The organism is Streptomyces niger, from assembly GCF_000718305.1.
Taxonomy (GTDB): Bacteria; Actinomycetota; Actinomycetes; order Streptomycetales; family Streptomycetaceae; genus Streptomyces; species Streptomyces niger.
Map to the genome: position 1 here is coordinate 96,911 of NZ_JOFQ01000018.1, position 20,905 is coordinate 117,815.

Consider the following 20,905-nt stretch of genomic DNA (forward strand, 5'->3'; position numbering starts at 1 on the left):
GACGAGCCTTGACAACTTCCGTGCGCACGCAAGAGATTGACGCGCGTAGCGGACCGTCCTCCGATACGCAGTTCCTGAGCTTGACGCGCGTAGCGGGCCGTCGCCCGATACGCAGTTCCTCCCTCGTTTCCCCACGCTTCCGGAGGCAGCCATGCCGTCCCGCCGTACGCTCCGCCGACCGCTCACGCTCTCCGCGGTGGCCGCAGCGGCCCTCGCCGCCGGCCTGCTCGCGGTCCCGCAGTCCGCCGCGGCCGCCGAGGCCAGGATCCACGACATCCAGGGCACCACCCGCATATCCCCGCTGGCCGGCAAGCAGGTCACGGGGGTACCCGGGGTGGTCACCGCGGTACGCGCCTTCGGCTCGGCGCGGGGCTTCTGGTTCCAGGACCCGCATCCGGACCGCGACGCGGCCACCAGCGAGGCGATCTTCGTCTTCACCGGAAAGGAGACCCCGGACGTCGCCGTGGGCGACGCGGTGGACGTGACCGGCACGGTCAGCGAGTACTACCCCGGCGGCAAGGACGCGGGGCTGCAGTCCGTCACCGAGATCACCGGCGCGAAGTGGACGGTGACCTCGGCGAAGAATCGTCTCCCCGCGGCGTTCCGGCTGGACCCGGCGTCCGTGCCGAATCGATACGCCCCGAGCAACGGCGGCAAGGACATCGAGCCGCTGAAGCTCCGCCCCGGCTCCTACGCGCTGGATCGCTACGAGTCGCTGGAGGGCATGCGGGTCGCGGTCTCCGACGCGCCGGTCGTCGGCCCGACGAACTCGTACCACGAGCTGTGGGTGACCGCCGAGCCCAAGCACCACCGCACCGCCCGCGGCGGCACGCTCTACAGCTCGTACGCCGACCCGAACGCGGGCCGGCTGAAGGTCGCCTCGCTGATTCCGTTCGCCGAGCGGCCCTTCCCCGTCGCCGACGTCGGTGACGCGCTGCGGGGCACCACCGCGGGCCCGCTGGACTACGACAACTTCGGCGGCTACACGATCGAGGCCACCGACCTGGGCGACCTCGCCGACCACGGGCCGCAGCGCGAGACGACGCGCAAGCAGTCGGCCGACGAGCTGTCGGTGGCCACGTACAACGTCGAGAACCTCTCGCCGAAGACCGCGCAGGCGAAGTTCGACCGGCTGGCCGAGGCGCTGGTGAAGAACCTCGCCGCGCCCGACGTCGTCGCCCTGGAGGAGGTCCAGGACGACAACGGGCCCACGGACAACGGGGTGGTGACCGCCGGCGCCACGCTGAAGAAGCTGACCGACGCCATCGCGAAGGCGGGCGGTCCCGCGTACAAGTGGGCGCAGATCGACCCGGCGAACGACCAGGACGGCGGCCAGCCGGGCGGCAACATCCGCGTCGCGTTCCTCTACAACCCCGACCGGGTCTCCTTCACCGACATCCCCGGCGGCGACGCGACGACGCCGGTGAAGGTCGAGAAGAAGAACGGGCACGCGGCCCTGTCCGTCTCCCCCGGCCGGATCGACCCGGCCAACGCGGCCTGGAAGGACAGCCGCAAGCCGCTCGCGGGCCAGTTCTCCTTCCGCGGCAAGCCGGTCTTCGTGGTCGCCAACCACTTCAACTCCAAGGGCGGCGACCAGGGCCTGGACAGCCGGTTCCAGCCGCCGGCCCGCACCTCGGAGACGCAGCGCACCGCGCAGGCCGAGGCCGTGCACGGCTTCGTGGCGGACGTGCTCGCCGCCGACCCGAAGGCGGCCGTGATCGTCGCGGGCGACCTGAACGACTACCAGTTCTCCCCGGCGCTCAAGAAGCTCACCGCGGGCGGCGTCCTCACCGACCAGGTGAACCGGCTCCCGAAGGCCGAGCGCTACGGCTACGTCTACAACGGCAACTCCCAGGCCCTGGACCACATGCTCACCAGCCCGGCCCTGACCCGTACCGACTACGACATCGTCCACCTCAACGCCGAGTTCGCCGACCAGGCCAGCGACCACGACCCGCAGGTGCTGCGCGTGAAGCCGTGAGCCGCGTCAGGCCGTGAATCCGCGGTGCGGCGCGGGAACCTCCCCCGTGCCGCCCGCGAAGCCCTGTTCCGGCTCCGGCGCCGGCTCCCCCACCAGGTCCCGGACCAGCAGCGTGGCGCCCGCGACCGCGCCCGGCATCAGGACGACGGCGATGAACGGCACCAGGAACAGCAGCACGAGCGGGGTGCCGAAGCCGACCGCGAGCCCCTTGCGGGTACGCAGCAGGCGCAGGCGCTCGCGGACGGGTATGCCGCGGCGCTGCATGGCCACGGAGGTCAGCTCGACGGCGAGGAAGAAACCCGAGACGCAGAACCCGATCGCCGAGATCACGGTCTGGCCGATGACGGGCAGGAACCCGAGAAGGAAGAAGAGCAGTCCGAAGCCGACCGCGCGCAGCAGCACGTACACACTGTCCTTCAGCGCGATCCATATCTCCGCCCACAGCGAGCGGTCCGGCCCGTCCGGGCAGTCCCCCTCCGACTGCTCGACCTTCTCCGACAGCGATTCGTAGAAGGGGTCGCCGATGAGCAGCGTCACGGCGGTGAAGGTGAGAACGGCCAGCAGCAGCCCGCCGCCGAAGAGCAGGGCGACGAAGAGCCCGCGCAGCAGCCCCTGCCAGGGCGAGCCCCAGCCGTCGGCGAAGGGCGTCGCCCAGGCCGCGATGTCGTCCGTCCAGAAGGCGAAGACGGTCAGCACCGCGGCGTACAGCACCAGCGCGATGAGCGCGGGAATCAACCCGAACCCCCACCACCTGCCATGCTGTGCGACCCAGCGCTGCCCCTTCCCCAAGTACCGCACCCCGGCTACAAGATCACGCATGAGGCAACCCTAGCCGGTGCCACCGACAGCGGCGGGCGGTCCGTACGGACCGCCCGCCGTCTGCCGTCACACTGCTCAGTTGTGGTGCAGCACGTCGTTCAGGCCGCCCCACTCCGCGTTGTTCGGGCGGGCCTCCACCACGCCGGTGGTGGAGTTGCGGCGGAAGAGGATGTTGTCGGCGCCGGACAGCTCGGCGGCCTTGACGATCTGCCCGTCGGGCATCGTCACGCGGGTACCGGCGGTGATGTAGAGACCCGCCTCGACCACGCACTCGTTGCCCAGCGCGATGCCGACACCGGCCTCGGCGCCGACCAGGCTGCGCTCGCCGATGCGGATGCGCTCCTTGCCGCCGCCGGAGAGCGTGCCCATGGTGGACGCGCCGCCGCCGATGTCCGAGCCGTCGCCGACCACGACGCCCTGGCTGATGCGGCCCTCGACCATGGAGGTGCCCAGCGTGCCGGCGTTGAAGTTGACGAAGCCCTCGTGCATGACGGTGGTGCCGGCCGCGAGGTGCGCGCCCAGGCGGACCCGGTCGGCGTCGGCGATGCGGACACCGGCCGGGGCGACGTAGTCGGTCATGCGCGGGAACTTGTCGACACCGAAGACGGAGAGGTGCAGGCCCTCGGCGCGGGCGTTGAGACGCACGGTCTCCAGGCTGTCCACGGCGACCGGGCCGATCGAGGTCCACGCGACGTTGGCCATCAGGCCGAAGATGCCGTCCAGGTTCTGGCCGTTCGGCTGGACCAGGCGGTGGCTGAGCAGGTGCAGGCGCAGGTAGACGTCGTGCGCGTCGAGCGGCTTGTCGTCCAGGGAGGAGATGACCGTACGCACGGCCACGATCTCCACGCCGCGGCGGGCGTCGGTGCCGAGCGCCTTGGGTGCGGCATCGCCCAGCAGCTCGGCGGCGCGCTCGGCGCTGAGCCGCTCGGTGCCGGCCGGGCCGGGCTCGGCGACGAGCTCGGGCGCCGGGAACCAGGTGTCCAGGACGGTGCCGTCGGTGGTGACGGTGGCGAGGCCGGCGGCGACGGCGCCGGTGGTGCGGGAGGTTGCTTCGGTCATGCGGAAAACCTAACCGGCGCGCCCCCGGCCTGGCGAACCGGTCTCAGCCGTCAGACGTGCGAGGGCGCCCGGTGGGCGGCTCGCCGGTCACCCGGGCCAGCTCGGCCCGCACCTCGTCCCGGTCGAACGGCCGGCCGGTGAGCAGCAGCTGCAGCAGCAGCCCGTCGATCAGCGCGCCCAGCACGCGCGCCGTGCCGGTGTCGGTGTACCGGCCGAGCACGTCCAGCGTGCTGTCCAGCCACTCGGCGGCCACCGGGCTCAGCGCGGGCCGCCGCAGCGCCGCGAGGTAGAGCTCGTACTCCATCCGCACGCGCCCGCCCGTCGCCCGGCCACCGCCCCCGGCGGACGCGCTGCGCGCGGCATCGCTGTCCCGGCTCTCGTCCATGTAGGCGGCCAGCAGGTCGGCGATCCGGTCCGCGAGCGGCGCGTCGCGGTCCAGGTACTCCGTCCAGCCCTCGACCGTGGTGCCCGCCTCGCCGCACACCTGCCGCAACGCGGCCACCAGCAGGTCGTCCAGGGACGCGAAGTGGTACGTGGTCGAGCCCAGCGGGACGTCCGCCGCGCGGGCCACCACGCGGTGGGTGAGCGCCCCGATGCCCTGCTCCTCGACCACCCGGATCGCCGCGTCGATGATCCGCTGCCGCCGCTCGGGGTCGTAGCGCCGGGGCATCAGTGGGCCCCGCCGAGGTTCAGGAGCACCACACCGCCGATGATCAGCGCGATGCCGATCAGCCGCGCGGCATTGGCCGCCTCCCCGAGGAACAGCATGCCGATGGCGGCGATCACGGCGGTGCCGGCCCCGGACCAGATCGCGTACGTGGTGCCCACGCTCATCGTCTTCAGCGTCTGCGCGAGCAGCACGAAGGCGACCAGGTAGCCCGCCGCGGTGCCCAGCGAAGGCCACAGCTTCGTGAACCCCTCGCTGTACTTCATCGCGGTGGTCGCGAGCACCTCCACCAGAATCGCCGCACCGAGCGTCACGTAAGCCATGCGTACAAGCGTACACAACGATGCGTACGACCGTACACAAACCCTTCCGGAGCCCTGGCCGGGCAGCTCGCTCCTCTCACTGGCGGACCCGGGCAGCTCGACTCCCTCACTCCCAGACCTGGACCCAGACCACCACCGCCAGCGCCTCCACGGCCATCGGCCGCACCAGCGCGGTCCGACCGCGGCGCGTGATCACCGCGAGCCAGCGCTCCAGAGGCCGCACCGGCACCAGACACGGCGCACCCGGGTGGGCCGTGGCCAGGCTCTTCCTGGCCACGGCCGCCTCGGGGGCCACCACTCCCGGCCCCAGGTCCACGCATCGGCCGGAGGCCACCTGGATCCGGTCGCGGCTCATGCGCAGATCGTCCTCGACCCCGGTCACCATGGCCGGCACCGCGTCCAGGGCGAAGCCGTACCCGTACCAGGCACCGCCGTGGCTCCGCTCCAGCGGCAGCAGCAGCTCACCCCGCCAGCGCACCCGCGGCGGGCGCCGGACCAACGTCCTCAGCTGCATCGCCCGCTCCCCTCCCCTCCTGCCCCGGTACGGATCGGCTGTCCGGGTGCGCCGGCCGGCTCGCGTGGGGGCCGATGCCACCGGCCGTCCGGTCCCTGGCCGTCGACGCCGCAGGTCTCGGTCAGGTCGGCGGCGACGGCACGGGCAAGGTCGCGGAACTCGGCGAGCATGGCGGCCGATGCGTCGTCGCCGTCGCGCTCGGCACGGTCCCGCGCCCCTTCCAGCGCATCGGCACTCGCGGCGTACCGGGACCGTGCCGTGAACAGCAGCCCTTCGGCCGCGTCCAGCCCCGCCATCAGGTACAGCGCCCGCGCCACGGTGCCGGAGCAGGACGCGGGGGCGGCGCCGGTCGCACGCAGCAACCGCTCCACCCGCCTGCGGGCCGTGTCCATGTCGTGGCGTTCCACGGCCTCCAGCGCCCTCCGGTACGTCTCGTCCTCCCAACTCGGGCTCTCCGTACGGGTCGCTGTTCCCCACCACAGGTGGCGCATCTCGGCACCCCTCTCCCCGATTTTCCCCGGGTTTCCCCGGTTTCCCCGGTCCTTGCCGGGTGTCAGCCTTCGCCGTACGGTCCGGACCGGCGACGCGCCACGGGGGCCGGGTGCCGCACGCCGTTCCCGGCCGCTCCCGAGGGAGAGGCCGGGACGACCGGACCGTCCTGCACAGCATGCGAGCCGGTCCGCCGCGCGTCGATTACCGACCCCCCTCTACCCTTAAGCGGACCGTTCCCGCGCGGGCGGCGGCCCGGTCACACCGGCCCGAGGCCCGGCCAGGGCAGATCACCCAGGGCTTCCCGGGTGACGCCGAGGAGCCCGTAGATCGTCGTGAGGTGCTTGGCAACGGTGTGGGTCGAGATGACCAGCCGGTTCGCGATGTCCTGGTTGGTCAGGCCGGCCGCGGCCAGCGCCCCCACCTCGCACTGCCGCTCGGTCAGTCCTTCCAGGCCGGGGACGATCCGCGTGCGGTCCCGGCCACCCGCCAGCCGCCGCGCCGCTCGCGCGCGCTCGGCGAGCTTCTCGGCGCCCGCCCGGCACGCCGTCGCCCGGCCCTCCCGCAGCACCTTCCGGGCCTCGGCCGACCGTCCGGCACGGCGCAGCGCGTCACCGTACTCGGTCAGCGCCTGCGCCCGGCGGTACGTGTCGTCGGTCCCTCGGAGAAGCTCCACCGCCTCGGCCAGCAGCCGCAGCCCGGCCATGCCGCCGTACGCGACCCCGGCACGGGACAGTGCCTCACCGGTCGCGGCAGGTTCACCGAACACCCGGGCGCGTCGCACTGCCTCGTCGGCACGGTCCCGTGCCGCCGCCCGGTCGCGCCCCGACAGGACCTGGGCGAGCAGGGACTGCCACGGGTACACCGCGGGGTTCTCCGCCAGGCGGGCCCACTGTCGCTGCCCCGCCTCCATCAGCAGCTTCACGGCCTCCGCGGTCCGGCCCTGCTCGGCGCGCAACTCGGCCAGCACGCACCGCGGCGTGGGCAGCACCACCGCCGCCGGGAACGGTGCGTCGAAGCGCTCGCGTGCGCACAGCTCCGCCGCCTGCGCCGCCTTCCCTCGGGCCAGCAGCACACTGAGCGCGGTACTCAGCGCGTACCACCGGGCATAGGCCATCGGCCGCAGCCCCGCAGCGATCCGCAGGGCACATTCGCTCTCGGCCTGGGCTGCGGCGAGCCGTCCGGTGTGCAGCAGGACCAGGGCACGCAGCGCGAGCGCGAGCGCGAGGTGGCCGCCACACCACCGCCGGGCCCGCAGTTCGGCGATGCCGTCGTCGAGGATCTGCTCGGCGCGCCCGGTCCGCCCGCAGTAGAAGTACACCAGCGCCGCCAGGAGGCCGCAGTCGAAGTCCCCTCGGTCGCCGGTCCACACAAGCCCCATGCAGGTGCCCGGCCGGACCGCGGCGAGCACGCCGGCCACCGGATCACCCCGCAGGGTGGCGTACCAGGCCCGCAGGATCAGCAACCGGCGGTGCTCGACGGTGTCACCGGTGAGCCGGTCGGTCAGCTTGCCCAGCAGCCGGTGCTGGTCGGCGGCGTCCGGGGCGTCCTCCCAGAAGGCGCTCCACAGGAAGCGCTCGGCGAGCAGCCGTCTCCTGCTGCCCGAGGTGGTGCTCCGGCGGGACTCCTGGTGCAGCATGCCGACCGCCTGGGGCAGCCGGTTCTCGTGAGCGAGTGCCTTGGCCAACAGCCGTACCGCCGCATCGCGGGGCCTGCCGTCGGCGAGCGCGGCCCGTAGGTGGGCGGCCGAGCGCTGCGGGTCGACGGGGAAAGTGGCGACGCCCCGTTCATAATGCAGGTCCCCGCGGAGACCGGGCATCGGTGGCTCTTCCTGGGCGCGGGCCAGCAGCAGGTCGGCGTCCTCGGGAGCGCCCGCCGCCAGGCTCTGGGCGGCCGCGGCCCGCAAGTGCTCGACGGCCCACTCCGAGCCTTCCGACGGGGCGGCCAGCAGGTGGACCGCGGCCACTTCGGGGCCGTGCCCGGCCTCGACGAGAAGTCTGGCGGCCCTGGCGTGCAGCCGGCCGCGCTCCCCCTGGGGAATCGCGTCGTACACGGCGTCGGCGAACGGCGGATGGACGAACGCCGTCCGCTCGTTCGCCAGCAGGAGGGCGTTGCGCAGCCGGTCCAGGCTGGCGGCGGCCCGGTCAGGGGTGAGCCCGGCCAGCCGTCCGGTCAGGACGGGCGTGGCGTTCGGTCCGAGTACGGCGAGCGCGCGAGCCGTACGCATGTGCACCGCGCCGAGGCGGCCGAGCAATCGGATCAGCCCCTCCCCGATCCCGGGCAGCGCATATCCCTCGATCAGCTGCGCGTTCCCGGCAACCGGCCGTATCCCGTCCGCCGCGGCCCGCCGGCAGGTGTCGACGACGGTGAAGGGCACGCCGCCGGTGGCCCGGTAGAGCGCGCTGCCGAAGGCGGGGTCGGGCGGCGCGCGCAACAGGTCCTCGGCCATCGAGCAGACCGCGGCGTACGTCAGCGGGCGCAGCGCCATGCGCACGGCGCCGGGCAGCCCGGCCAGCTCGGTGAGCGGGCGGTGGGTGCGCGACGGTTCCTCCGTGCGGCGCGCGAGGGCCACCAGCAGCGGGCGGCCGGGCTGCTGCCGGATGAGCCGGTGCAGCCAGTCCAGACTGTACGGATCGGCCCAGTGTGCATCGTCCAGCAGCAGGACCAAGGGGCCGCGCAGTCCTACGACACCGGCCGCGATGCCGTCCCAGGCGTCCAGGACGACGGCTCTCTCCAGCGGCGCGAAGACGCTGTTCACGCTGCGATCGACCAGCCGGCCCGGTGGTTCGAGGCCGAGCAGACGGCGTTCCAGCGGCGTCAGCGCCAGCTCCCGCGCGACGTCGAGGAACCACTGCCGCGCCATGAGGTAGGCCCGGTCGCTGTGCGGGAAGCCCACGGCCCCGAGCGTGCTGAGGCCGAGTCCCGCGGCCTGTCGCCGCACCACGTCCAGCAGGGTCGTCTTGCCCATCCCGGACATGCCTTCCAGCAGCAGCGGACCGTGCCGCGCGCTGGGGTCGGCGGCAAACGCCCTGAGCATGTTGCCGATCGTCCGTAGTTCGGCCCGGCGGTCCAGCAGCGGAGTCTGGGCGGCGGAGTCGCTCAGGCCGGCGTTATCAGCCGTCATCGGCCCGCCGTCCTCGTCGTCCCCGGAAAAAGCCAGTGGGGCACTACTCAGCGTAGTACCCCACTGGCTTGTTGTACGCGGCCCGGCCGCCGGGAAACGTCAGACGTTGAACCCCAGCGCGCGCAGCTGCTCGCGGCCGTCGTCGGTGATCTTGTCGGGGCCCCACGGGGGCATCCAGACCCAGTTGATCCGCAGCTCGTTGACGATGCCGTCCGTGGCGGACTTCGCCTGGTCCTCGATGACGTCGGTCAGCGGGCAGGCCGCCGAGGTGAGCGTCATGTCGATGGTGGCGATGTTGGCGTCGTCGATGTGGATGCCGTAGATCAGGCCGAGGTTGACCACGTCGATGCCCAGCTCGGGGTCGACGACGTCGTACAGGGCCTCGCGGACCTCTTCCTCGGTGGCCGGCTTCAGGGCGGCTGCCCCGGCCGGCGCCTCCGTGGCGCTTGCGTTCTCGGTCATGCGGTCTTCGCCTCCTCGGAGAGGGCCTTGGCGGTCGCGTCCTTCCACGCCATCCAGGACAGGAGGGCGCACTTGACGCGGGCGGGGTACTTCGAGACGCCGGCGAACGCGACGGCGTCCTCCAGCACCTCCTCCATGGCGTCGTCGGGCTCGATCTGGCCCTTGGACTGCATCAGCTCCAGGAAGGTCTCCTGGATCTTCTGCGCCTCGCCGAGCTCCTTCCCGACCAGGAGTTCATTGAGGACGGACGCGGAGGCCTGGCTGATCGAGCAGCCCTGGCCTTCGTACGACACGTCTTCAATGGTCGCGCCGTCCAGGCGGACGCGCAGGGTGATCTCGTCACCGCAGGTCGGGTTGACGTGGTGCACCTCGGCGTCGCCGTCCCGCAAGCCCCGGCCGTGCGGGTGCTTGTAGTGGTCCAGGATGACGTCCTGGTACATGGAATCCAGCTTCACGGGTCAGTCAGTCCTCGTCCTCATCCGAAGAAATTACGGACGTGCTCCAGGCCCTCGACCAGAGCGTCGACCTCGGCCGGCGTGGAGTACAGATAGAACGACGCTCGTGTCGTCGCAGGAATTCCGTACCGCAGGCAGACCGGGCGGGCGCAGTGGTGGCCGACCCGGACCGCGATGCCCTGCTCGTCGAGCACCTGACCCACGTCGTGGGGGTGGATGTCACCGAGCGTGAAGGAGATCGCGGCGCCCCGGTCCTCGGCCGTGGTCGGGCCGATGATCCGCAGGTCGGGGACCTCCAGCAGCCGCTTGACCGCGTACTCGGTGAGCGCGTGCTCGTGCGCCGCGACGTTCTCCATGCCGATGGAGTTGAGGTAGTCCACCGCCGCGCCGAGGCCGACGGCCTGGGCGATCGGGGGCGTACCGGCCTCGAACTTGTGCGGCGCCGGGGCGTAGGTGGAGGAGTTCATCGAGACGGTCTCGATCATCTCGCCGCCACCGAGGAACGGCGGCAGGTCCTCCAGCAGCTCCTGGCGGCCCCACAGCACGCCGATGCCGGTCGGGCCGCACATCTTGTGGCCGGTGAAGGCCACGAAGTCGGCCTGGAGCGCCTGGACGTCCAGCGGCATGTGCGGCGCGGCCTGCGAGGCGTCGAAGACGACCAGCGCGCCGACGTCCTGCGCCTTGCGGACGATGGCCTCGACCGGGTTGACCGTGCCCATCAGGTTGGAGACCAGGGTCAGGGAGACGACCTTGGTCTTCTCCGTGATGATCTCGTCCATGTTGGAGAGGTCGAGCCGGCCGTCCTCGGTCAGCCCGAACCACTTCAGCTTCGCGCCCGTGCGCTGCGAGAGCAGCTGCCACGGCACGATGTTGGAGTGGTGCTCCATCTCCGTGATGACGATCTCGGTCTCGTGGTCCACGCGGTAGGGCTCGTCGGCCCAGCCCAGCATGTTGGCGACGAGGTTGAGCGACTCCGAGGCGTTCTTGGTGAAGATCACCTCGTCCCGGCTCGGTGCGTTGATGAACTCGGCGACCTTGTCGCGAGCACCTTCGTACAGCGCCGTGGCCTCCTCGGCGAGCACATGCACGCCGCGGTGGACATTGGCGTTGTAGCGTTCGTAGTACTCGCTCAGCACGTCGATGACCTGGCTGGGCGTCTGCGAGGTCGCAGCGCTGTCCAGGTAGACGAGCTTCTTCCCGTCATGGAGCTCGCGCCCCAGGATGGGGAAGTCCTTACGGATCGCCTCTGTGTCGAGGAGGCCCGGCAGCTGTGTCACGCGGTTGCGCCACCCTTCACGTATGCCTCGTAGCCCTCGGCCTCCAGCTTGTCCGCCAGCTCCGGGCCGCCGGACTCGGCGATCCGGCCGTTGGCGAACACGTGGACGTGGTCGGGCTTGATGTAACGGAGGATCCGCGTGTAGTGGGTGATCAGCAGGGTGCCGACCTCGCCGGACTCGCGGACCCGGTTCACGCCCTCGGAGACGATGCGCAGCGCGTCGACGTCCAGGCCGGAGTCGGTCTCGTCGAGGATCGCGATCTTCGGCTTGAGCAGCTCCAGCTGGAGGATCTCGTGGCGCTTCTTCTCACCGCCGGAGAAGCCCTCGTTGACGTTGCGCTCGGCGAACGCCGGGTCCATCGAGAGGCGCTCCATGGCCTCCTTGACCTCCTTGACCCACGTCCGCAGCTTGGGAGCCTCACCGCGGACGGCGGTGGCGGAGGTGCGCAGGAAGTTGGAGACGGAGACGCCGGGGACCTCGACCGGGTACTGCATGGCGAGGAAGACGCCGGCGCGGGCGCGCTCGTCGACGGACATCTCCAGGACGTCCTCGCCGTCGAGGGTGACGGTGCCACCGGTGATCGTGTACTTGGGGTGACCCGCGAGCGAGTAGGCGAGGGTGGACTTGCCGGAGCCGTTGGGGCCCATGATGGCGTGCGTCTCGCCCTGCTTCACGGTCAGGTCGACGCCCTTCAGGATCTCGCGCGGGCCGTTCTCGGCCTCGACGGAGACGTGCAGGTCGTGAATCTCAAGCGTTGCCATGGGGAACTCAGGACTCCTGGGTGACGGAGACGAGCACGTCGTCCCCTTCGATCTTTACGGGGTACACGGGGACGGGCTGCGTCGCGGGAAGGCCGGACGGCTTGCCGGTGCGGAGGTCGAAGCTGGAGCCGTGCAGCCAGCATTCGATGGAGCAGTCCTCCACCTCGCCCTCCGAAAGGGAGACGTTCGCGTGCGAGCAGATGTCGTTGATCGCGAACACCTCGCCCTCGGTGCGGACGACCGAGACCGGGGTGCCGTCGAGCTCGACCCGCTTCGGGGTGTCCTCTTCGAGCTCGCTCAGCCCACAGACTCGTACGTAGGTGGCGGTCATGCTACGGACGCCTCCAGCTCTTCATCGATCTTGGCGATGAGGCGCTCCTCGACGTCCGGCAGGCCGATCTGCTGGACGAGCTCGGCGAAGAAGCCGCGGACCACCAGGCGGCGGGCCTCCTCGGCCGGGATGCCGCGCGCCATCAGGTAGAACAGCTGCTCGTCGTCGAAGCGGCCGGTCGCCGAGGCGTGGCCGGCGCCGACGATCTCGCCGGTCTCGATCTCCAGGTTCGGCACCGAGTCCACCCGCGCGCCGTCGGTGAGGACGAGGTTGCGGTTGAGCTCGTAGGTGTCCGTGCCGGTCGCCGCGGCACGGATGAGGACGTCGCCGATCCACACGGCGTGCGCGTCCTCGCCCTGGAGGGCGCCCTTGTAGACGACGTTGGAGCGGCAGTTGGCCGCCTCGTGGTCGACGAAGAGGCGGTGCTCCTGGTGCTGGCCGTTGTCGGTGAAGTACAGGCCGTAGAACTCGGCCTCGCCGCCGGGAGCGGCGTACGTCACGCGGGGGTTCAGCCGGACCAGGTCGCCGCCGAAGGTGACGACCACGGACTTGAAGGAGGCGTCCCGGCCGACCAGGGCGTTGTGCTGGCCGGCGTGGACCGCCGTGTCGTCCCAGTCCTGGACGGAGACGACGGTGAGCTTCGCGCCGTCGCCGAGGAGGTAGTCGACGTTGGCGGCGAGGGTGGCGTCACCGGTGTGGTCGATGACGACGACGGCCTCGGCGAAGGCTCCCAGCTCGATGACCTGGTGGCCGTAGGCGACCCCGCCCTCGCCGTGGACGGCGATGCGGATGGGCTCGCTGAGCACGGTCTCCTTGGGCACGGAGACCACGGAGGCCTTCTCGAAGGAGCTGTAGGCCTGCGCGGCGATGCGGTCGATGGGCTTGCCGGCCTTGCCGACCCGCGCGTCGTCCCGGTCCACGGCCTCGACCGTCACGCCCTCCGGCGCGTTGATCTCGACCGAGACACCGCCGGTGGCGGTGGCGGTGCCGTCGTGGAGGCCCTTCAGGCGCTCCAGCGGCGTGAAGCGCCACTCCTCCTCGCGGCCGTGCGGCACGGGGAAGTCCGCCACGTCGTAGGACGGCGGGGCGCTCATCCGGGTGGCGACGGTGGACTCCGCGGCCACCGCGATCGAGCCGGCGGTGGAGGAGCCCACCGGGGTGTTCTGAGCCTCAGCCATGGCTGTCGTCGTGCTCACTTTCTGGGTCAAGAAGTTTGCTGCGGGCGGAGGGGGCCGGCTGCCCGGCCCCCGGGGGACGGTCGGTCAGCCGACCGAGCCCTCCATCTGCAGCTCGATCAGCCGGTTGAGCTCCAGCGCGTACTCCATGGGCAGCTCGCGGGCGATCGGCTCGACGAAGCCGCGCACGATCATGGCCATGGCCTCGTCCTCGGAGAGGCCGCGCGCCATGAGGTAGAAGAGCTGGTCGTCGCTGACCTTGGAGACGGTCGCCTCGTGGCCCATGGACACGTCGTCCTCGCGGACGTCGACGTAGGGGTAGGTGTCCGAGCGCGAGATGGTGTCGACCAGCAGGGCGTCGCAGAGCACGTTGGACTTGGAGCCGGCCGCGCCCTCGCCGATCTCGACCAGGCCGCGGTAGGAGGTCCGGCCGCCGCCTCGCGCCACCGACTTGGAGACGATGTTGGAGGAGGTGTTCGGCGCCATGTGGACCATCTTGGAGCCGGCGTCCTGGTGCTGGCCCTCGCCCGCGAAGGCGATGGACAGCGTCTCGCCCTTGGCGTGCTCGCCCATCAGGTAGACGGCCGGGTACTTCATCGTCACCTTGGAGCCGAGGTTGCCGTCGACCCACTCCATGGTCGCGCCCTCGTAGGCCACGGCACGCTTGGTGACCAGGTTGTAGACGTTGTTCGACCAGTTCTGGATCGTCGTGTAGCGGCAGCGGCCGCCCTTCTTGACGATGATCTCCACGACGGCGGAGTGCAGCGAGTCCGACTTGTAGATCGGCGCGGTGCAGCCCTCGACGTAGTGGACGTAGGCGTCCTCGTCGACGATGATCAGCGTCCGCTCGAACTGGCCCATGTTCTCGGTGTTGATCCGGAAGTAGGCCTGCAGCGGGATGTCGACGTGCACGCCCGGGGGCACGTAGATGAACGAGCCGCCGGACCACACCGCGGTGTTCAGCGAGGCGAACTTGTTGTCGCCCGCGGGGATCACCGTGCCGAAGTACTCCTTGAAGAGCTCCGGGTGCTCCTTGAGCGCGGTGTCGGTGTCCAGGAACAGGACGCCCTGCTCCTCCAGGTCCTCACGGATCTGGTGGTAGACGACCTCGGACTCGTACTGCGCGGCGACACCGGCGACCAGGCGCTGCTTCTCCGCCTCCGGGATGCCGAGCTTGTCGTAGGTGTTCTTGATGTCCTCGGGCAGGTCCTCCCAGGAAGCAGCCTGCTGCTCCGTGGACCGCACGAAGTACTTGATGTTGTCGAAGTCGATGCCGGAGAGGTCCGAGCCCCAGTTCGGCATGGGCTTCTTGTCGAAGAGCTTCAGGCCCTTGAGGCGAAGCTTGAGCATCCACTCCGGCTCGTTCTTCTTCGCCGAGATGTCGCGGACGACCTCCTCGGAGAGGCCGCGCTTGGCGGACGCGCCGGCGACGTCGGAGTCGGCCCAGCCGTATTCGTAGTTGCCCAGACCCTCGAGCTCAGGGTGAGCAGTCTCCGTAGGGAGCGTCATGCGGGGTTCCTCCCGGCCGTGCTTGCAGATGCGGTGGTGGTCTTTGTGGTGCGGTGATCGGCCTTGCCGGTGGCCTTCGGCGTCCGCGGCGGGCCCTGGGCCTTGGGGGCGCCCTGAGCGGTCGCCTTCGGTACGAAGGTCGTGCAGACACCGTCGCCGTGGGCGATGGTGGCAAGACGCTGCACATGGGTCCCGAGCAGGCGCGAGAAGACCTCGGTCTCCGCCTCGCACAGCTGAGGGAACTGCTCGGCCACATGGGCGACCGGACAGTGGTGCTGGCAGAGCTGTTCACCTTGCTGCAGATGGGGGGCGCTGCGCGCCGTAGCAGCGTACCCGTCCGCGGTCAATGCCTTCGCCAGGGCCTTCGTACGCTCCTCGGGCGACGCGGCCTCGACCGCCGTGCGGTACTCCTCGGCCTGCGCCTCCAGCCGGGCGCGGGCGAACTCCGCGACCGCGGCCTCGCCGCGCTCGCCGCCGCCCGCTATCTGCGCGATCCAGCGCAGGGCGTCGGAGGCAAGGCTGTCATAGGCCTGGTCGAAGGCGTCCCGGCCGCAGTCCGTCAGCGCGAAGGCCTTCGCGGGACGGCCGCGGGAACGCGTGCCGTACACCCGCTTCTCGCGGGGCTCGACGACACCCTCGGCAACGAGGGCGTCGAGATGGCGGCGTACGGCTGCCTGGGTGAGCTCCAGCCGCAGCGCCAGCTCGGCGGCGGTGGAGGGGCCGTGGTCCAGGATGGAGCGGGCGACGCGATTGCGCGTGCCGTGCGCTTCGTCCTGGGGGGTGACCTGCGCAGAGGCTGAGGCCACCGGCCCGGCGGCCGGTGCGGCCTCGGGTACCTGTCGATCCTCGCTCGCGTATTTCACAACGACATTGTTGCGTAATTCTTCAGACCAGGACAAGCCTCGCCCCGACCTTCGCGTGGTGGCCTCTATCACTTAGGTGAGCCTAAGTGCAAGGCCGCATCGCGCCGCGGCGCGGGAGCCCCCGTGGGAGCGGCGGGGCGCCCCTTCGTAGACTGCCGGTCATGCGCAGCACCTCCCCGGGGGACGCCCCCCGGACCCACGGGCGCGAGCCTGCCGTCGAGGTCACGGGTCTGGTCAAGCGGTACGGCCCGAAGACCGCCGTGAACGGCCTCGACCTCACCGTCGCCCGCGGCGGGATCACCGCCGTCCTCGGCCCGAACGGCGCCGGAAAGACCACCACCGTCGAGACCTGCGAGGGCTACCGGCGCGCCGACGCCGGCACCGTCCGCGTCCTCGGCCTGGACCCGGTTGCCGACGCCGCCGCGCTGCGCCCCCGTATCGGCGTGATGCTGCAGTCCGGGGGCGTGTACGCGGGAGCCCGCGCCGAGGAAATGCTGCGACACACCGCTTCGCTGCACGCCCACCCCGTCGACGTCGACCTCCTGATCGAGCGGCTGGGCCTGGACTCCTGCGGCCGCACGAGCTACCGGCGGCTCTCCGGCGGCCAGCAGCAGCGCCTCGCGCTCGCCATGGCCGTCGTCGGCCGCCCCGAGCTGGTCTTCCTGGACGAGCCGACCGCGGGCCTGGACCCGCAGGCCCGCCACGCCACCTGGGACCTCGTACGGGAGCTGCGCGCCGACGGCGTCAGCGTGGTGTTGACCACCCACTTCATGGACGAGGCCGAGCAGCTCGCCGACGATGTCGCGATCATCGACGGCGGCCGGGTCATCGCCCAGGGCAGCCCCGAGACGCTGTGCAAGGGGGGCGCGGAGAACACGCTGCGCTTCACCGGCCGGCCGGGCCTGGATCTCGCCTCGCTCCTCAAGGCGCTGCCCCCGCACTGCGCGGCGGTCGAGCTGACATCCGGCGCGTACCGGGTCACCGGCACGATCGACCCGCAGCTGCTGGCCACCGTCACCTCCTGGTGCGCCCAGAACGGCGTCATGCCGGACCGCATAGCGGTCGAGCGGCACACCTTGGAGGACGTCTTCTTGGAGCTGACCGGTAAGGAGCTGCGCGCGTGAGTGCGACCACGGGTGTGTTCACCCCGAAGCCGGGCGCGGCGCCGCTCCCCCGGATGATCCGCGCGCAGGCCCTTCTCGAAACGAAGATGCTGCTGCGCAACGGGGAGCAGCTGCTGCTCACCGTCGTCATCCCGACGCTGCTGCTGGTCCTCTTCTCGGCCGTGGACATCGTCGACACGGGGAAGGGCAAGTCGGTGGACTTCCTGGCCCCCGGCATCCTCGCGCTGGCCGTGATGTCCACCGCCTTCACCGGGCAGGCCATCGCCACCGGCTTCGAGCGGCGCTACGGCGTGCTGAAGCGGCTCGGCGCCTCGCCGCTGCCCCGCTGGGCGCTGATGACCGCCAAGACCTGCTCCGTGCTGGTCACCGAGGTCCTGCAGATCGTGCTGCTGACCGTGGTCGCCTTCGCGCTCGGCTGGTCCCCGCACGGCAACCCCGTATGGGTTGTCCTGCTGCTGGTCCTCGGTACGGCGGCCTTCTCCGGCCTCGGCCTGCTCATGGCCGGCACGCTCAAGGCCGAGGCCACTCTCGCCGCGGCCAACCTGGTCTTCCTGCTCCTGCTGGTCGGCGGCGGCGTCATCGTGCCGCTGGAGAAGTTCCCCGGCGCCGTGCAGTCCGTGCTCCAGCTGCTGCCGATCTCGGCGCTCTCGGACGGGCTGCGCGACGTCCTCCAGCACGGCGCCGGCCTCCCCCTGGCCGACCTCGGCATCCTCGCCGTGTGGACCGTGCTGGGGCTGGGCGCGGCGGCGAAGTTCTTCCGCTGGGAGTGACGCCTGGGCCACGCAGAGTACGCGGTACGCACCGTTTCGCACCCCTCGTGAAAAGACGCACAAGCCGCCGCCTACGATGAGCCCGTGCCGAATTCGCTGAACCCCCTCGAGCAGATCGCCCGCCGCTGGCAGCCGTCCGCGGCCTTCGTGCGACGCGCCGCGCTGGCCACGGTCGTGATGGCCGTCATCATCGTCGTGACGGGCGGCGCGGTCCGGCTCTCCGAGTCGGGCCTGGGCTGCGAGACCTGGCCCAAGTGCACGTCCGAGAGCCTGACGCCGACCGCCGACATGGGTATCCACGGCCTCATCGAGTTCGGCAACCGGCTGCTGACCTACGTGCTGTGCGTCGTCGTCGGGCTGTTCATCATCGCCGCCCGCGCCCGCGCGCCCCGGCGCCGCTCGCTCACCCGCCTCGGCTGGGCCCAGTTCTGGCTCGTCATGAGCAACGCCGTCATCGGCGGCATCACCGTGCTGACCGGCCTGAATCCGTACATCGTCAGCTCGCACTTCTTGGCGGCCACGGCGCTTCTCACCGTCGCCGTACTGTCCTGGATCCGGGCGAACGAGGGGGACGACGAGCCGCGTGACCTGGTCGCGCGGCCGGTCCGCCAGCTGTCCTGGCTGCTGGTGCTGGCCACCGCGGCGCTGACCGTGATCGGCACGGTCGTCAGCGGCGCGGGCCCGCACGCGGGCGACGCGCGCAAGGTGCACCGCATTCCGCTCGACTGGCAGGAGATCACCCAGCTGCACGTGGACTTCGTGTACATCGTGGTCGGCCTGAGCGTCGCCCTGTGGTTCACGCTGCGTGCCGTGAAGGCGCCGGCCGCGCCCCGCCGCGTCGTGCTGGAGCTCTTCGCCTGCCTCGCCTTCCAGGGCGTCATCGGCTACGTGCAGTACTTCCTGCACCTGCCGGAGCTGATCGTCGGCATCCACATGTTCGGCTCCACGCTGGTGTGGATCTGCGTGCTGCGGGTCTTCCTCTCGCTGCGCGAGCGCGGCCCGCTGCCGGCCGTTCCGGCCCCCGCCGGGGAGCAGGCGCCGGTCGAGGCTCCCGAGGCCGCCACGGCGGTCTGAGGCGCCTTCCCGCGCCCGTACGAAAGCCCGTCGGCCACGGTCCGAGACCGTGGCCGACGGGCTTCTGCGTGCGCGGGCGCGTCCGGATCAGCCGGCCGACGCCTCGGCGGTTCAGTCGTTCGACGGTCCGCCCACCTGGATGCCCGCCATCCGGGACCACTCGTAGCGGCCGGTGCGCACCTTGGCGGCCAGGTCGCCGTCGAAGTCGTCGTGGAGGGTGATCCCGGCCTTCTCGGCGGCCTTCTCGGCGGCCTCGTGCGTGCGGGCCACGAGGTTGCCCCACTCGCCGTTGGCGCCGACCAGGGCGACGCGGATACGGCCGCGGCCGATGTGCGCCAGCTGGCCCTCGGCGCTGCCGCCGTGGCTCTTGGCGAAGGCCTGCATCTCCCGGGCGAGCTTGGCGGCCTGCTTCTCGGAGCGCTTGGCCTGCCGCTCGTCCGCCTGCGTGGTGTCTGCCATGAGCCGCATGCTACCCGCCGGTAATAGAACGCGGAAGAGGCCGTCCACCGAACGGCCTCACGGCCACCGGCGAACGGCCTCCACGGGGAGTGCGGGGGTCAGAAGCGCAGGAACGGGTCCACCGCGACCGCCACGAAGAGCAGCGACACGTAGGTGATCGACCAGTGGAAGAGCCGCATCTCCTTGAGCTTCGCCCCGGTGATCTCGGCCTTGGCGCGGGACTGGAGGCCGTGCGCCTCCTTGAGCCAGAAGGCTCCGCACAGGACTGCGACGATCGTGTAGAACCAACCGGTGTAGCCCAGCGGCTGCAGCAGCAGCGACACGCCGACCATCACCCAGCTGTAGAGCACGATCTGACGCGCGACCACCTTGTTGGAGGCCAGGACGGGGAGCATCGGCACGCCGACGCGCGCGTAGTCGTCCTTCACCTTCATGGACAGCGGCCAGTAGTGCGGCGGCGTCCAGAAGAACATGACCAGGAAGAGGATGATCGGCGCCCAGGACATCGAGTTGGTCACGGAGGACCAGCCGATGAGGACCGGCAGGCAGCCGGCGATCCCGCCCCAGACGATGTTCTGGGAGGTGCGGCGCTTCAGGATCATCGTGTAGACGACCACGTAGAACAGCAGCGCGCCGAGCGAGAGCCACGCCGACAGCCAGTTGACGGTCAGTCCGAAGAGCAGCGTGGAGACCACCGCGAGCGAGACGCCGAAGACCAGGCACTCGCGCGGGCTGACCATGCCGGTGACCAGCGGACGCTGCGACGTGCGCTCCATGAGCGCGTCGATGTCGCGGTCGATGTACATGTTCAGGGCATTGGCGCCGCCCGCCGAGAGGTAGCCGCCGACGCAGGTGAGGAGCACCAGCATCAGGTCGGGCACGCCCTGTTCGGCGAGGAACATCACCGGAACGGTGGTGATGAGCAGCAGTTCGATGATCCGCGGCTTGGTCAGTGCCACGAATGCCATGATCCGGGCCCCGAACGGCCGGTTCACGGGACCGGGATTCCCCGGGCTCCGAGAAGGCGCCCCCATGGCTTGAAGAGCATGGGAGGTGCCCCCACCCGCAGGACGGGATTCGACGGCCGTCACGCACACCCCTGGAAGTAACTTCTGCGGCTGTTGCACCGCGGAGATAAAGGCCAGCAAGCTCTTCCGGGCGATGAAGACCCGGTGAAGACTTGCGCGTACCACGCCACTCTAGACGTTGCGGGTAGCGCGACCTTCGCGGGGGTGGGGTCGTGTTGGCGCCGCCCCGGCCGGGAGGAATGGCACCCGAGTGCCCGGACACGCGGATGATCAGCGGGCGAAAGGGGGCGCCGGGCGGCAGTCTGAAAGCAGGGTCGACACCCCCCGTCTCCTGGGCGTTCACCTGCTCATTCGGGCGCTCGTTCGGCAGCCGGAAAACTCATGTGTTGCAGGGGGCGTCGACCGGGGTTCCGGCGGAAAATTGCGCCTCGTGCGCAGGTAGGCTCGACAGCGTCCGAGGGCATTTCCGACCCCCGGCATTCGACATGTGGAGAGGAGCCCTGACCCAGGGTGAGCACCAAGCCGACCACCACAGGTCTTGAGTGGACCGAAATGGACCAGCGGGCCGTCGATACCGTCCGCGTTCTGGCAGCAGATGCCGTGCAGAAGGTCGGTAACGGCCACCCGGGCACGGCCATGAG

General features: G+C 70.9%; 22 protein-coding genes. 5 read left to right on the plus strand and 17 right to left on the minus strand.

The features are described 5' to 3' along the window. Window positions 1–151 precede the first annotated feature (151 nt). On the plus strand, window positions 152–1,981 hold the full coding sequence (locus IF20_RS28975; protein WP_052868322.1) for an endonuclease/exonuclease/phosphatase family protein: 1,830 nt from the start codon (window positions 152–154) through the stop codon (window positions 1,979–1,981). 6 nt (window positions 1,982–1,987) lie between these two features. Here IF20_RS28975 and IF20_RS28980 read toward each other — a convergent pair whose 3' ends face one another. The 15 genes from IF20_RS28980 to IF20_RS29050 all read right to left on the minus strand — a co-directional run bounded on the left by IF20_RS28980 (window position 1,988) and on the right by IF20_RS29050 (window position 15,809). Then, window positions 1,988–2,800 (minus strand): EI24 domain-containing protein, encoded by an 813-nt coding sequence (locus IF20_RS28980; protein ID WP_110944632.1) that lies wholly within the window; start codon window positions 2,798–2,800, stop codon window positions 1,988–1,990. Between the two features lie 75 nt (window positions 2,801–2,875). Then, window positions 2,876–3,859, minus strand: a complete 984-nt coding sequence (gene dapD, locus IF20_RS28985; protein ID WP_052868324.1) for a 2,3,4,5-tetrahydropyridine-2,6-dicarboxylate N-succinyltransferase — start codon at window positions 3,857–3,859, stop codon at window positions 2,876–2,878. A 43-nt stretch (window positions 3,860–3,902) separates the two neighbouring features. After that, window positions 3,903–4,529 (minus strand): TetR/AcrR family transcriptional regulator, encoded by a 627-nt coding sequence (locus IF20_RS28990; protein WP_052868325.1) that lies wholly within the window; start codon window positions 4,527–4,529, stop codon window positions 3,903–3,905. Further along, window positions 4,529–4,849 carry a DMT family transporter gene (locus IF20_RS28995; protein WP_052868326.1) on the minus strand — a complete coding sequence of 107 codons (321 nt, stop codon included), beginning with the start codon at window positions 4,847–4,849 and terminating at the stop codon, window positions 4,529–4,531. The genes IF20_RS28990 and IF20_RS28995 overlap by 1 nt, the downstream gene beginning before the upstream one ends. A 106-nt stretch (window positions 4,850–4,955) precedes the next feature. Continuing rightward, the gene (locus IF20_RS29000) at window positions 4,956–5,363 is read right to left on the minus strand and encodes a hypothetical protein (RefSeq protein ID WP_052868327.1); all 408 of its coding nucleotides are present in this window, start codon (window positions 5,361–5,363) and stop codon (window positions 4,956–4,958) included. Beyond that, on the minus strand, window positions 5,354–5,854 hold the full coding sequence (locus IF20_RS29005) for a hypothetical protein (RefSeq protein WP_199896779.1): 501 nt from the start codon (window positions 5,852–5,854) through the stop codon (window positions 5,354–5,356). Before IF20_RS29005 ends, IF20_RS29000 begins: the two co-directional genes overlap by 10 nt. 257 nt (window positions 5,855–6,111) lie before the next feature. Next, entirely contained in the window at window positions 6,112–8,976 is a 2,865-nt protein-coding gene (locus IF20_RS29010) for a helix-turn-helix transcriptional regulator (protein WP_052868329.1), read from the minus strand. A gap of 99 nt (window positions 8,977–9,075) precedes the next feature. Beyond that, a complete protein-coding gene (locus IF20_RS29015) occupies window positions 9,076–9,438 on the minus strand; it encodes a metal-sulfur cluster assembly factor (RefSeq protein ID WP_030619167.1) in 363 nt (120 codons plus the stop codon). Further along, window positions 9,435–9,893, minus strand: coding sequence for a Fe-S cluster assembly sulfur transfer protein SufU (gene sufU, locus IF20_RS29020; protein ID WP_052868330.1), 459 nt, complete (start codon window positions 9,891–9,893; stop codon window positions 9,435–9,437). The genes IF20_RS29015 and sufU overlap by 4 nt, the downstream gene beginning before the upstream one ends. A 20-nt stretch (window positions 9,894–9,913) precedes the next feature. Continuing rightward, window positions 9,914–11,170, minus strand: coding sequence for a cysteine desulfurase (locus tag IF20_RS29025; protein WP_052868331.1), 1,257 nt, complete (start codon window positions 11,168–11,170; stop codon window positions 9,914–9,916). After that, entirely contained in the window at window positions 11,167–11,931 is a 765-nt protein-coding gene (sufC, locus tag IF20_RS29030) for a Fe-S cluster assembly ATPase SufC (RefSeq protein ID WP_052868332.1), read from the minus strand. Before sufC ends, IF20_RS29025 begins: the two co-directional genes overlap by 4 nt. A 7-nt stretch (window positions 11,932–11,938) precedes the next feature. Continuing rightward, window positions 11,939–12,262: a bifunctional 3-phenylpropionate/cinnamic acid dioxygenase ferredoxin subunit gene (locus IF20_RS29035; RefSeq protein WP_052868333.1), complete on the minus strand. Its 324-nt coding sequence runs from the start codon at window positions 12,260–12,262 to the stop codon at window positions 11,939–11,941. Next, a complete protein-coding gene (gene sufD / locus IF20_RS29040) occupies window positions 12,259–13,440 on the minus strand; it encodes a Fe-S cluster assembly protein SufD (protein WP_052868334.1) in 1,182 nt (393 codons plus the stop codon). The genes IF20_RS29035 and sufD overlap by 4 nt, the downstream gene beginning before the upstream one ends. A gap of 84 nt (window positions 13,441–13,524) precedes the next feature. Further along, window positions 13,525–14,946, minus strand: coding sequence for a Fe-S cluster assembly protein SufB (sufB, locus tag IF20_RS29045; protein ID WP_052868335.1), 1,422 nt, complete (start codon window positions 14,944–14,946; stop codon window positions 13,525–13,527). Next, window positions 14,943–15,809: a helix-turn-helix transcriptional regulator gene (locus IF20_RS29050; protein WP_052868336.1), complete on the minus strand. Its 867-nt coding sequence runs from the start codon at window positions 15,807–15,809 to the stop codon at window positions 14,943–14,945. The genes sufB and IF20_RS29050 overlap by 4 nt, the downstream gene beginning before the upstream one ends. Window positions 15,810–15,970: 161 nt before the next feature. Between IF20_RS29050 and IF20_RS29055 the strand changes: the two genes are divergently transcribed. From IF20_RS29055 to IF20_RS29065, 3 genes are all read left to right on the plus strand, one after another. Continuing rightward, window positions 15,971–16,933 carry an ABC transporter ATP-binding protein gene (locus IF20_RS29055; RefSeq protein ID WP_052868337.1) on the plus strand — a complete coding sequence of 321 codons (963 nt, stop codon included), beginning with the start codon at window positions 15,971–15,973 and terminating at the stop codon, window positions 16,931–16,933. Between the two features lie 53 nt (window positions 16,934–16,986). Then, window positions 16,987–17,703 carry an ABC transporter permease gene (locus IF20_RS29060; protein WP_052868349.1) on the plus strand — a complete coding sequence of 239 codons (717 nt, stop codon included), beginning with the start codon at window positions 16,987–16,989 and terminating at the stop codon, window positions 17,701–17,703. A gap of 84 nt (window positions 17,704–17,787) precedes the next feature. Further along, the gene (locus IF20_RS29065; RefSeq protein ID WP_052868338.1) at window positions 17,788–18,777 is read left to right on the plus strand and encodes a COX15/CtaA family protein; all 990 of its coding nucleotides are present in this window, start codon (window positions 17,788–17,790) and stop codon (window positions 18,775–18,777) included. Between the two features lie 111 nt (window positions 18,778–18,888). On the opposite strand, the gene IF20_RS29070 is transcribed toward IF20_RS29065, so the two are convergent. Continuing rightward, a complete protein-coding gene (locus IF20_RS29070; RefSeq protein WP_110944633.1) occupies window positions 18,889–19,245 on the minus strand; it encodes a hypothetical protein in 357 nt (118 codons plus the stop codon). An 89-nt stretch (window positions 19,246–19,334) separates the two neighbouring features. Continuing rightward, on the minus strand, window positions 19,335–20,333 hold the full coding sequence (locus IF20_RS29075; protein WP_052868339.1) for a heme o synthase: 999 nt from the start codon (window positions 20,331–20,333) through the stop codon (window positions 19,335–19,337). Between the two features lie 441 nt (window positions 20,334–20,774). On the opposite strand from IF20_RS29075, the gene IF20_RS38250 reads away from it, so the two are divergent. Beyond that, a partial coding sequence (locus IF20_RS38250; RefSeq protein WP_199896782.1) for a hypothetical protein occupies window positions 20,775–20,905 on the plus strand: 131 nt, incomplete at its 3' end.

What these genes read in the sequence shown, in the direction of transcription:
- IF20_RS29005 (WP_199896779.1), bottom strand. Translation starts at nt 5,854, where the DNA reads ATGCGCCACCTGTGGTGGGGAACAGCGACCCGTACGGAGAGCCCGAGT.
- IF20_RS29015 (WP_030619167.1), bottom strand. Translation starts at nt 9,438, where the DNA reads ATGACCGAGAACGCAAGCGCCACGGAGGCGCCGGCCGGGGCAGCCGCC.
- dapD (WP_052868324.1), bottom strand. Translation starts at nt 3,859, where the DNA reads ATGACCGAAGCAACCTCCCGCACCACCGGCGCCGTCGCCGCCGGCCTC.
- IF20_RS28980 (WP_110944632.1), bottom strand. Translation starts at nt 2,800, where the DNA reads ATGCGTGATCTTGTAGCCGGGGTGCGGTACTTGGGGAAGGGGCAGCGC.
- sufD (WP_052868334.1), bottom strand. Translation starts at nt 13,440, where the DNA reads ATGGCTGAGGCTCAGAACACCCCGGTGGGCTCCTCCACCGCCGGCTCG.
- IF20_RS28995 (WP_052868326.1), bottom strand. Translation starts at nt 4,849, where the DNA reads ATGGCTTACGTGACGCTCGGTGCGGCGATTCTGGTGGAGGTGCTCGCG.
- IF20_RS28975 (WP_052868322.1), top strand. Translation starts at nt 152, where the DNA reads ATGCCGTCCCGCCGTACGCTCCGCCGACCGCTCACGCTCTCCGCGGTG.
- IF20_RS28990 (WP_052868325.1), bottom strand. Translation starts at nt 4,529, where the DNA reads ATGCCCCGGCGCTACGACCCCGAGCGGCGGCAGCGGATCATCGACGCG.
- sufB (WP_052868335.1), bottom strand. Translation starts at nt 14,946, where the DNA reads ATGACGCTCCCTACGGAGACTGCTCACCCTGAGCTCGAGGGTCTGGGC.
- IF20_RS29060 (WP_052868349.1), top strand. Translation starts at nt 16,987, where the DNA reads ATGATCCGCGCGCAGGCCCTTCTCGAAACGAAGATGCTGCTGCGCAAC.
- IF20_RS29010 (WP_052868329.1), bottom strand. Translation starts at nt 8,976, where the DNA reads ATGACGGCTGATAACGCCGGCCTGAGCGACTCCGCCGCCCAGACTCCG.
- sufC (WP_052868332.1), bottom strand. Translation starts at nt 11,931, where the DNA reads ATGGCAACGCTTGAGATTCACGACCTGCACGTCTCCGTCGAGGCCGAG.
- IF20_RS29070 (WP_110944633.1), bottom strand. Translation starts at nt 19,245, where the DNA reads ATGCGGCTCATGGCAGACACCACGCAGGCGGACGAGCGGCAGGCCAAG.
- IF20_RS29055 (WP_052868337.1), top strand. Translation starts at nt 15,971, where the DNA reads ATGCGCAGCACCTCCCCGGGGGACGCCCCCCGGACCCACGGGCGCGAG.
- IF20_RS29035 (WP_052868333.1), bottom strand. Translation starts at nt 12,262, where the DNA reads ATGACCGCCACCTACGTACGAGTCTGTGGGCTGAGCGAGCTCGAAGAG.
- IF20_RS29000 (WP_052868327.1), bottom strand. Translation starts at nt 5,363, where the DNA reads ATGCAGCTGAGGACGTTGGTCCGGCGCCCGCCGCGGGTGCGCTGGCGG.